The sequence below is a fragment of the Campylobacter sp. RKI_CA19_01128 genome (assembly GCF_025771175.1).
GTDB lineage: Bacteria > Campylobacterota > Campylobacteria > Campylobacterales > Campylobacteraceae > Campylobacter_D.
Window position 1 is genome coordinate 24566 of record NZ_JAKMPU010000013.1, and the last position, 10732, is coordinate 35297.

14 protein-coding genes are annotated in these 10732 nt (G+C 28.0%); 7 read left to right on the forward strand and 7 right to left on the reverse strand.

The window, feature by feature from the left end; translation table 11 throughout:
* The first annotated feature begins 43 nt into the window (after positions 1-43).
* The gene (locus L8U98_RS07540; RefSeq protein ID WP_263725395.1) at positions 44-1246 is read left to right on the forward strand and encodes an ABC transporter permease; all 1203 of its coding nucleotides are present in this window, start codon (positions 44-46) and stop codon (positions 1244-1246) included.
* Positions 1247-1257: 11 nt separating this feature from the next.
* Here the strand turns inward: L8U98_RS07540 and L8U98_RS07545 are convergent, their stop codons facing one another.
* Genes L8U98_RS07545 through L8U98_RS07555 form a run of 3 tightly spaced genes read right to left on the reverse strand, consistent with a single transcriptional unit; the run spans position 1258 to position 2684 of the window.
* Entirely contained in the window at positions 1258-1815 is a 558-nt protein-coding gene (locus L8U98_RS07545; RefSeq protein WP_263725394.1) for an SCO family protein, read from the reverse strand.
* Positions 1816-1818: 3 nt separating this feature from the next.
* Positions 1819-2265, reverse strand: coding sequence for a hypothetical protein (locus tag L8U98_RS07550; protein ID WP_263725393.1), 447 nt, complete (start codon positions 2263-2265; stop codon positions 1819-1821).
* A complete protein-coding gene (locus tag L8U98_RS07555) occupies positions 2265-2684 on the reverse strand; it encodes a copper chaperone PCu(A)C (RefSeq protein WP_039668649.1) in 420 nt (139 codons plus the stop codon). Before L8U98_RS07555 ends, L8U98_RS07550 begins: the two co-directional genes overlap by 1 nt.
* Positions 2685-2794: 110 nt before the next feature.
* On the opposite strand from L8U98_RS07555, the gene L8U98_RS07560 reads away from it, so the two are divergent.
* Genes L8U98_RS07560 through L8U98_RS07570 form a run of 3 tightly spaced genes read left to right on the forward strand, consistent with a single transcriptional unit; the run spans position 2795 to position 5035 of the window.
* On the forward strand, positions 2795-3781 hold the full coding sequence (locus tag L8U98_RS07560) for a L,D-transpeptidase family protein (protein ID WP_412175032.1): 987 nt from the start codon (positions 2795-2797) through the stop codon (positions 3779-3781).
* Positions 3781-4788, forward strand: a complete 1008-nt coding sequence (locus L8U98_RS07565; protein ID WP_263725392.1) for an alanine racemase — start codon at positions 3781-3783, stop codon at positions 4786-4788. Before L8U98_RS07560 ends, L8U98_RS07565 begins: the two co-directional genes overlap by 1 nt.
* A 37-nt stretch (positions 4789-4825) precedes the next feature.
* On the forward strand, positions 4826-5035 hold the full coding sequence (locus L8U98_RS07570) for a hypothetical protein (RefSeq protein WP_263725391.1): 210 nt from the start codon (positions 4826-4828) through the stop codon (positions 5033-5035).
* Positions 5036-5037: 2 nt separating this feature from the next.
* Here L8U98_RS07570 and L8U98_RS07575 read toward each other — a convergent pair whose 3' ends face one another.
* Genes L8U98_RS07575 through hemB form a run of 4 tightly spaced genes read right to left on the reverse strand, consistent with a single transcriptional unit; the run spans position 5038 to position 9118 of the window.
* Positions 5038-6306 carry a (Fe-S)-binding protein gene (locus L8U98_RS07575; RefSeq protein WP_263725390.1) on the reverse strand — a complete coding sequence of 423 codons (1269 nt, stop codon included), beginning with the start codon at positions 6304-6306 and terminating at the stop codon, positions 5038-5040.
* 1 nt (position 6307) lies between these two features.
* A complete protein-coding gene (hemN, locus tag L8U98_RS07580) occupies positions 6308-7663 on the reverse strand; it encodes an oxygen-independent coproporphyrinogen III oxidase (protein ID WP_263664195.1) in 1356 nt (451 codons plus the stop codon).
* Positions 7650-8135, reverse strand: a complete 486-nt coding sequence (locus L8U98_RS07585; RefSeq protein ID WP_263664194.1) for a DUF2603 domain-containing protein — start codon at positions 8133-8135, stop codon at positions 7650-7652. Before L8U98_RS07585 ends, hemN begins: the two co-directional genes overlap by 14 nt.
* A 2-nt stretch (positions 8136-8137) precedes the next feature.
* The gene (gene hemB, locus L8U98_RS07590) at positions 8138-9118 is read right to left on the reverse strand and encodes a porphobilinogen synthase (RefSeq protein WP_263725389.1); all 981 of its coding nucleotides are present in this window, start codon (positions 9116-9118) and stop codon (positions 8138-8140) included.
* A gap of 69 nt (positions 9119-9187) precedes the next feature.
* On the opposite strand from hemB, the gene ribA reads away from it, so the two are divergent.
* The 3 genes from ribA to L8U98_RS07605 are packed head-to-tail and all read left to right on the forward strand — an operon-like array spanning position 9188 to position 10694.
* On the forward strand, positions 9188-9748 hold the full coding sequence (gene ribA / locus L8U98_RS07595; RefSeq protein ID WP_173776863.1) for a GTP cyclohydrolase II: 561 nt from the start codon (positions 9188-9190) through the stop codon (positions 9746-9748).
* Positions 9749-9750: 2 nt separating this feature from the next.
* Entirely contained in the window at positions 9751-10338 is a 588-nt protein-coding gene (gene rsmG, locus L8U98_RS07600; protein ID WP_412175049.1) for a 16S rRNA (guanine(527)-N(7))-methyltransferase RsmG, read from the forward strand.
* A complete protein-coding gene (locus L8U98_RS07605; RefSeq protein ID WP_263683245.1) occupies positions 10332-10694 on the forward strand; it encodes a hypothetical protein in 363 nt (120 codons plus the stop codon). The genes rsmG and L8U98_RS07605 overlap by 7 nt, the downstream gene beginning before the upstream one ends.
* Positions 10695-10732 lie beyond the last annotated feature (38 nt).

Here is a 10732-nt window from a genome sequence, read left to right on the forward strand (position 1 = left end):
AAAAATCAAGTTAAAATACTTAAAAAAATATTAAGAGTATAAAATGCAAAAAAGTATCCCTCGTTATTTATTATTTAAATATTTGCGTTTTGATAAAGATCAACCCTTTATCATGCTTTCAAAAATTTTAGCCTTTTTAGGTGTGAGTATAGGGCTTTGCGTGCTTTTAGTTGCAATGGCTATTATGAATGGTTTTGATAAGGAATTTGAAAGAAAACTTTTTACTATGAATTATCCTATCACTATATTGCCACGTTTTGGAGCAAGTGTGGATGATAAATTATTACAAGAATTAAGAATCAAATTTCCAAATTTATTATTTAGTCCTTATATTGCTACTCAAGTTATAGCAAGAAATGATTTAAAATTAGAAGGCGGTATGCTTTTTGGGGTTAATTTTGAAGATGAAAAAAAGATCAATGAAGTAGTAGCTCAAGCTTTAGGAGATAAAAAATTAGATAATTTTGATATTTTAATTGGTAAGGGTTTAAAAGATGAATTTGGACTAGATGATAATGAAAAAATAACTCTAATTTTTTCCAATCTTAATGCTAGTGGACTTTCGCTTATTCCACAGGTTAAAAGATTTGATGTTAAAGCTGATTTTTCTTCAGGATTATTAGCTTATGATAAAGCTTATATGTATACAGATGCTAAAGCCTTAGCTAAAATTTTATCATATCCTCAAGGAAGTTATGATGGGGTACATGTGTATTCAAATAAACCTTTTGAGGATATTAAGCAAATTGAAGCTTTTTTGGGTGCAAGGTATGCTAGCATAGGTTGGTGGGAACAAAATGGGAATTTCTTTGCAGCATTAGCTTTAGAAAAAAGAGCTTTGTTTATAGTATTAATGTTGATTATTTTAGTTGCAAGTTTAAATATAGTAAGCTCTTTGTTGATGATAGTGATGAATAGACGTAGTGAAATAGCTTTATTGCTTTCCTTAGGAGTTAGTAAATTAGAGATTAAAAAAACCTTTTTTTCTTTAGGGTTTTTAATAGGTGGAAGTGGTATTATAGCAGGTGTGATTCTTGCAGCTATAGCTTTATGGGTGCTTGGAAATTTTGATATTATTTCTTTGCCAAGTGATGTTTATGGTATGAGTAAATTGCCTTTAGAACTTTCTTTAGTTGATTTTTGTATTACACTTTTTGGAGCTATTGTGATTGTAAGTTTATCTTCTTATTATCCTGCCAAAAAAGCAACTCAAGTAGATATTTTAGATACTTTAAGAAACGAATAAATTGTAAAAATTTATTCGTTTAAGAATTTTTGAATTTCGTTAAAAAAGCTTTCATAACTAATATCTTTTATGGTTTTAATAAATTTTCCATTTTCATCGATCAGATAAAATTCACCACTATGTGCTATAGAATATCCCATGGCAGAATCTTTAAGATTAATTTTTTCATATACCACACCATAGTTTTTAGTAACTTTTTCTAATTCTTTTTCATCTTTAGCAACTAAAGCAGTAGAATTTGGATAAAAATATTTTACCCATTGACTAGTTTGAGTTAGATTACTATCTCTTGCTGGATCTAGTGAGATAAACACCACATGAGCTTTTTCTTTATTTGGCATTTTTTCTAAAACATTAGCAATCAAGGCAAGCTCACTAGGACAAACATCAGGACAATATGTATAACCAAAATATACAATCAATTTTTTACCGATAAAATCTTTTAAACCAAGCATGCCTTTTTCAGAATTTAAGTGAAAATTGTATTTGTTATTTTCAAAATATTGCACTGATATAAAAAACACCCCAAAAATTACCACAATTAATAAAAAAATATTTATTTTTTTCATATTTTACCTTTTTACATCAAAGTCAAAATAAAAATCTAGCGGAGTTTCATCATCAAAAAGTTCTATTCTAAAACGCATCACATCTAGTGTACAAGAACTTAAAACTAATTTAGCATGATAAGTGTTGTTGATTTTTTTAAATTGTGGAACAATATCTCCCATATACATATTAAGCCCATAAACTCTAGCGTTTAGTTTTTTAAACTCACCTAAATTAGTGATATTTAAATCAAGTTCATTTAGTGTAGCTATAGGCTTTGGATTTAAATTTATCAAGACTTTTTTATCTTTAAAATTATACTCACACTCTTGGATGTTTAGATCGCATGCTAAAGGCGTTAGAGTGGTGATTAACTCTCTTTTTTTTCCAGAATTTGTTGAATTAGTATAAAAATAAGCCCCGCATATAGCAAAGATTATAGCTAGGGCAAAGATAAGTAGATTTTTCATTATTTTTTAATGCTTCTTGACTTGATATCTTTTAGTTCAATTGTGCTATTATCATCAAAATAAAGTGTTAAATTAGCTTTGGTTTGAGGTGTGATATTTTCTTTAAGATTTAGTATCATAATATGCATGCCACCTGGCTTAAGTTCAGCGCTTGAATTGGCTTTTATAGTAATTTGAGGGATTTGCACCATCATTTTTTTACCATTTTCCATGATATGATCGTGAATTTCGGTTGTATCACTTAATGAGCTTTGAGCTTTTATTAGTTTTATATCTTTATCAGAATTATTTTTAAGCTCTAAAAAAATTGCTGTTGTTTTAGAATTTGGCGGAGTTTGTCTAACATAAGGATCATTTATAGTGATTTCATTTGCAATAGCAAAGGTGCTTAATATAGCTAAACTAAGTAATTTTTTCATTATCATTCCTTTATATTTTTTAGTCAATCATAAACATTATACACGGAAAAAATTAAAAATATATTTATTGTAAAAATATTATAATTATCTCTTTGTTGTTTTAAATTTTAATAGAAAGGTATAAATTGTTTAAAACTATATTAGTATTATTTAGTCTGGTTGTATTTGTAAATGCAAGTGATCTTGCAAAAATTTATTTAAATCAAGGTATTGATGCAGTTGAAAAGGTGTTAGAGCAAGAATTAAGCAAGAAAGATTTTTGGCTTGATGAGATAAAAGATAAAAATGTTAGCCTTGGTTACTACGAAGAAAATGTAGCTATTGTATTGACTAATAAAAGCGATAAAATCATTAGAGTTTATCATTATAATGATGGAAAAGTAGAAAAGAAATTTATTCAAAAAGATGTTTTAACTGGTTTGGCTGGAGATAAAGAAATAGAAGGGGATTTAAAAACTCCTATAGGTTTTTATGAGCTTGGAAAGAAATTTTATCCTGGTGACCCATATTATGGACCATTTGCTTTTGCGACAACTTATCCAAACGTTTTAGATAAAACTTTAGGTAAAACAGGTGGTGGAATTTGGATTCATGGATATCCTTTAGATGGAACGCGTTTAGATACTTATAAAACTAGAGGTTGTATTGCTGTACAAAATGATTTACTAGAAGATTTTAATAAATTAGTCGCTGATAGAAAATCATATGCAATGACAGAGGAAAAAAATAAAGTAAGAACAAACCATGAAGAAGTTGCTATTTTGTTAGCAAATTTATTTGCTTGGAAAGACAGTTGGCAAAAAAGTGACATTGACAAATACTTATCTTTTTATGATCAAAAAATATTCAAGCATAAAAATAAATTTTCATATGAGCAGTTTGCAAAAAACAAACAAAGAATTTTTGCTAAAAAAGAAGAAAAAACTATTAAATTTTCAGATCTTAGCATAAGTCCTTATCCAAATGAAAAAAATGAGAAGATTTTTAGAATAGGATTTTATGAAGATTATCGTAGTACTAATTATAAATTCAAAGGAGAAAAAGTTCTTTATGTTAAGCTAGTTGAAGATAAAATGCAAATTTTAGCTGAACAATAATGGCTTATATAAAAATCGATCGCTTAGCTTATGAGTATAATCTTGACCTAATAGCCTCTAAGGCTGGAGGTTATGAAAAAGTAATTTGTGTTTTTAAAGATAATGCTTATGGTCATGGAGCTAAACTTTTAGCTCCTATAGCTAGAGCAAAAGGTATAAATTTTATAGCCGTAAAAAATGAAGACGAAGCAAAAGAGCTTGAAAATATTTTTGATAATATCTTAATTTTATCTCATCATCCACATGGTAATGAAAGTGAAAAATTTATTTATGCATTAAATGCAAAAAATGACATAAAAAAGCTTAAAAAAAATACAAAAATTCATTTAGTCATAGATACAAACATGCATAGAAATGGAATTTTGCTTGAAGAAATTCAAGAAGTGATGCAAGGGTTAAAAAGTAATAATTTGATACTTCATGGAGTGATGATGCATTTTGCAGGAAGTGATGAAGTAGATGCAAGTTATTTTGTGCAAAAACAAAAATTTCAACACGCTAAAAAGTTAATTTATGATTTATTACAAGAAGAGGCTAAGAACTTAGTATTTCATTCTCATAATTCTGAAGCTTTATTTAGAGCAAATATTTTAGAAGATGATGAGTATTGTAGAGTAGGGCTTGTACAATTTGGTTATGCGCATTTTAGTAAAGACTTGCGTAGGGTTTTGAGTTTATGGGCTGAAAAATTAAGCCAAAGAGTGTTAAAAAAAGGTCAAAGTGTTGGTTATGGTGGAATGTATAGTGCAAAAGAAGATATAGAAATAGCAACTTATGATTTAGGTTATGCTGATGGGCTTTTGCGTTATGATGGTAAAAAAGATTTTTTTCTTCCTAATGGTAAAAAAATACTTGGAAAAATGTCTATGGATAGCTTTTCTTGTGAGAATGATAGTGAGGTGATTTGTGTTATAAATGATGCAAATGTTATGGCCAACTTTTTTAATACTATTAATTATGAAATTTTAGTAAAACTTTCTCCAAATTTAAAAAGAATTGTAATTTAAGATAAAAAGTACTAATATATCTAAAGAAAGGATAAATATGGCATTTTTAAATTGGGCTATTTTAATTTTATTTTTATTTATAGTGTTTTTGCTGATTAATCGTTATGAAAGAAAAATAAAGATTTTGTATAAAAATATAGAGATTTTAAAAAATGAATGCAAGAAAAATAGTGAAAACATAGAACAAAATAGAATTTTAATAGAAAAAAATAGGTCAAATATTGAAGATATTAAACATCAAGATTAGTTTTAATCTTGAAGTGTTTTAGCTATAAGTTCTAATGGGTGTAAAAATCTTGTGGAAATTTTTTCATGCTCTAATGCATTTGAAATTTGCATTCTACAAGCTGAGCACTCTGCGCTAATGATTTCTACATTACTTTTTTGTATGTTTTGAGCTTTTTTTATGCCAACTTGCAAAGCTTTTTCATAATGATCAGTTTGCATGCTAACTCCACCAAAACCACAGCACTCATTTGACTTGATAAGTTCTTTAAAAGCATAATTTTGCTTTAGTAAAGCTCTTGGTTCTTTAAAAACTCCTTGCATTTTTCTTGCATGGCAAGGATCATGATATGTTATTTTTGTATTTATTTTTTTCTTTGTTTTTAAAAGTTCTTCTAAATTAGTGTATTCATAAAAATATTTTGTTGCAAGTAGTATTTTACTGGAAATATTTTTAGCTCTTATTGCCCATTCTTTATCATTTTGCATATGGAAAAAATGTTCATAGTCTATATTAATCATCGCAGAGCAGGTCGCTTCTGGGATAATGATATAATCTAGTGTTTTTAATTTTTCATCAAAATAAATGATATTTTTTTTAGCTAATTTTTCTACGCTGTTAAAATCTCCGGTAAAATAATGAGGAGCACCACAACAAGATTGATTTTTTAATAAATCTACATTAATTTTAAGATGTTTACAAATTTCAAGCAAGGCAAAACCTGTATTAGTGTAGGAATAATTAGATAAACAACCTATAAAAAGTCCTATAGTTTTTTCGCCTTGATTGTTTATAAAATCAGGATTAGAGGCTAAAAAACTTTTCTTAGCTAAAGAAGGCAATAAGCGGTCTTTTTTGATTAATGGTAGGCTAAATTTAGCTTTCATTCCTAAATTTTTATGTTGCAAGCTAAAAGCACAACTTTGAAAAACATAGCCTAATCTTGCTAAGATATCTAAAATCTTTCTGTGTCTTAAAAAAAAGAAAGCAAGCTTTTTATACCATGCTATGCCAAATTTTTGAGCTATATCAAAGCGCGCTTTTTCAATAGCACTATCTACTCTTAAATGACTTGGACAAACTTCAACGCAATTTGTGCATAAAAAACATGATTCGAAAGTTTTTTTAAGATTTTTATCAAGTTCTAGTTCTTGATTTTTATAAGCACTAATTAAATCCAAAAAACCACGAGGAGAAGTGCTCTCATCGCGGTTTATCTCGTGTATAGTACAAACTGGTATGCATTTGCCACATTTTACGCAAGCATTAGAAATTTCATTAACATTTAGCATATTAAACCGTTTTAGAAAATACTTTTTTGTCTTCGCTAATGCGTTTTAAATATTTATCAAAACACATAGCAATATTACGTATTAAAAGTACTCCTGTTTCATTAACCTTGATATGGTTTTTATCTATAGTGACAAATTCGCCAAGTTCTTCAAGTTCTTTTAAATCTTGTTTAAAATATTCAAAAAAATCAATCTTAAATTTATTTTCTATATTTTTTATATTAAGTGCAAAATTACTCATAAGTTCCATAATAACAGCTTTTCTTAATTCATCATCATCATCAAGCATAATACCTTTTTCACAAGGTAATCTACCTTCATCAATAGCTTTTTCATAACTTGGCATGTCTTTGAAATTTTGCATATAATGTCTTTGTCCTTCGCCTATACTTGTTAAGCCAATGCCAATTAAATCAGTTCCACCTTTTGTAGTATAGCCTTGGAAATTTCTATGCAAGCTACCATTTTCTAAAGCTTTAAAAAGTTCATCTTGTGGTTTTGCAAAATGATCCATTCCTATCATTTTATAACCATTTTGAGTTAAAAATTTTTCACAGTATTCTAAAATCTGAAGTTTTACATCAGGGCTTGGTAATGTGCTTTCATCAAATTTTCTCATATTTTTTTTAAGCCAAGGCACATGTGCATAGTTAAAAATAGCAAAACGATCAGGATTGATTAGTAATGCTTTTTCTAAAGTTTGCTTAAAACTTTCTAGGCTTTGATAAGGAAGACCATAGATTAAGTCCATATTTACTGAGTTAATTCCCTTTTTTCTTACCATATCTACTGCATTTTTGGTTAATTCAAAAGGTTGAATTCTATGAATTTCCTTTTGAACTTTTTCATCAAAATCTTGCACGCCAAAACTAATACGGTTAAAACCATTTTGAATCAAAACATCAGCTTGTTCTTCATTTAAAAATCTAGGATCAATCTCACAGCTTACTTCACTATCTTGGGTAAAATTTGGAAAAATGCTTTTAATTTTTAAAATCAAACTTTGTAATTGTTTGGCGCAAAAGAATGTAGGTGTACCACCACCAAAATGCATTTGAGCTACTTCTCTTTGGGTGTTGATGATATTTGCTAAAAGATCAAGTTCTTTAAAAAGATAATTTAAATATCTTTCTTTGCTTTCTTCTTTAGCAGTATATATTACATTACAACCACAAAAATAGCAAGCGCTTCTACAAAAAGGCAAATGAAAATACAAAGATAATTGCGCTTTTTGATCTTTTAAAATTTGTATATAATCTTCATATTTAAACTGAGTGTTAAACTCCACTGCAGTAGGATAAGATGTATATCTTGGGCCTGCTTTGGAGTATTTAACAAAGCTTTTATAATCTTTCATTTGGTTTTACCTTTTGCATCATTTCTTTCATATTAATAAACAAATTAGGATGTTTAGTATGAATATTGCTAATTAGTTGATCTAAATCAATATTTACTTCTTTTACGCCTTTGGCAACTTGATGTTTAATCTCATCCATAGCAACTGTCCAAACATCGTTAAAATCAATAGGAATTTGTTGATAAATAGCCTTTTCTAATTTGAGTTCAAAATTATCTTTTTGCACCTCTTTGGCATTTTGTAAAAACTCAATTAGGGTTTTTACTGAAAACATAGTTTTAACTTCGCCATTTTCATCTACTATAAACCATGGTTCAGGTGCTAATTCATGGCCATTTTTTAAGCTTAATTTTTTTTCTTTTTCGTTTATATGAGTTAGATGAAATATGGTTTGATTGTGTTTTTCTATACCCAAATAATTTGATAATTCATTAATGATATCTTGAGAACTTTTTTTACTTAGACTATCCAATCTTACTCCTTGTTTAATAATTTTGCAATTTCTTTTGCATGATAAGTTATGATAAGCTTAGCTCCTGCTCTTTTAAATGCAAGCATAGTTTCAAGTACTATTTTTTCATAATCAATCACGCCTGCTTTTTGACCTGCTTTTAATAAAGCATATTCACCACTTACATTATACACACAAAGTGGAAGTTTGGAATGATTTGCTATATCTTTAACTACATCTAAATACGCAAGTACTGGTTTAACCATCAAAATATCAGCACCTTGTTTTTCATCTTCTAAGCTCTCGCATAAGGCTTCTTTACCATTAGCAAAATCCATTTGATAGGTTTTTCTATCCCCATAGCTTGGCGCAGAATCAGCCACATCTCTAAAAGGTCCATAATAAGCTGAGGCAAATTTAGTAGAATAAGCCATAATAGGTAAATTCTCAAAACCATTTTCATCTAAAGTTTTTCTTAAAGTTTCAATAATGCCATCCATCATACCGCTTGGTGCTATCATATCAGCGCCATTTTTGGCATGAATTAGAGCTTGTTTGGCTGAAATTTCTAAAGTTAAATCATTATCCACACTTTTGCTTTTTGGATCAATAATACCACAATGACCATGATCAGTATACTCACAAAAACAAAGATCGGTAATCACTACTAAATTAGGAAATTTTGCCTTAATAGCTCTTAGACTTGTAGCAATCAAACCATCATCGCTCAATGCATCACTTCCACAGCTATCTTTTTTAGAACTTTCTAGCACACCAAATAAAATAATAGCTTTAATGCCAAGACTAATTAGTTCTTCGCATTCTTTTAAAATTTCATCTAAGCTCATTTGAAACACACCTGGCATAGATGTGATTTCATTTTTAATATTAGTACCATTTACAACAAAAAGGGGGTAGATTAAATCATCTAAATTTAAAGTATTTTCTTTTACTAGACTTCTAATATTCTCATTTAGTCTTAATCTTCTAAAGCGTTTAAACATAAATTTCCTTTTTGTTTGTTAAAATTGCTTAAATTCTAGCATATTTTTTGTAAAAAGGTGAAGAAAATAATGACTATTCAAATTTCTGAAATAGCAAAACTTCCCACTCGTTTTGGAGAATTTAATATACAAAGTTTTAAAGAAAATGACAAAGAACATCTTTGTATTTTTAAAGGAAAATTAGAAAAAGAAGTTAATATTAGAATCCATTCAGAATGTTTAACAGGTGATGTTTTAGGAAGTTTAAAATGTGATTGCGGTGAGCAACTTGACTTTTCATTAAAATATATCCAAGAGCATGGTGGTATGGTGATTTATCTAAGACAGGAAGGAAGAGGCATAGGACTTTTTAATAAAATCAATGCTTATGCTTTACAAGATAAAGGTTTTAATACTATAGAGGCAAATCATCAATTAGGATTTAAAGCAGATGAGCGTAGTTATGAAATAGTAGATTTTATACTTAAACATTATAAGATTACTAAGATTAATCTTTTGACTAATAATCCTGAAAAACTTAGCTCTTTAAAAGGAAAAGTAAATTTAAGAATTCCTATTTTAATTGAAGCAAATCGTTTTAATAAAGATTATTTGGAAATTAAACATACGCAAATGGGGCATTTAAATTGAAAATTTATGAAGAGCAATTAAATTTTTTAAAAGATTTTGCAAATAAAGATGATTTTTACCAAAGAATCGCGCTTTATAAAGAGTTGTTAAAAAAATTTAATGCTGTGCATAATCTAACTCATCTTGAAAACATAGACGACAATATTATTGATAGTATAAAAATTTTAGACTATTGTGATTTGACTGATAAAAAAAAGGTTGTTGATGTTGGAAGTGGGGCTGGTTTTCCTGCAATATTTTTAGCATGTATTTTGGAAAATAGTAATTTTTTTCTATTTGAGCCCAGTGTTAAAAAGGCTTCTTTTTTAAGAGTGATTAAAACTGAGCTTAATTTGATAAATATAAATATCATAAAAGAAAAATTACAAAATCATCCACCTTTCAAAGTAGATTTAATCACATCAAGGGCTTTGATGGATATAAAACCTTTGATTGAAATTTCAAATGGTTTTTATGATGAAAAAACTTCATTTTTGCTTTATAAAGGTAGCGAGGTTTATGATGAACTACAAGGAATGAAAGATTATAAAATTTTCAACCGTGGTTTTAGAAATTATTGTCTTTTAAAAGTAAAGGAAAAGCTATGTTAATTTTTGGACATCCTTTGATAAATATGCAAAAATTTAGTCATTATGAAAATATTTTTATCAAAACTAATGTGAATTGTTTTGAATATGATGAATCGGTTATTAAAAATGCAAAAGATGAAAAAGTAGATTTTGGTATTTTTGTTAAAAACGAAGAAGAAATTTTACTTTCTAATGCATTGGGTGCAAAATACATTTTAATAAAAGATGAAAATTTGGCAAAAATTGCATCAAAGATGGCCGAGTTTTATATGTTTGATTCTAAAATTTTATTTTTGCTTGATACTTTAAAAAATAACCTGAAAAAAGCTTATGAATTAAATGTAGATGGAGTTTGCTTAAAATCCTTCATCAGCTAAACTAAACCCATTAAGGGTTTAGTTAATTATTTAAAACT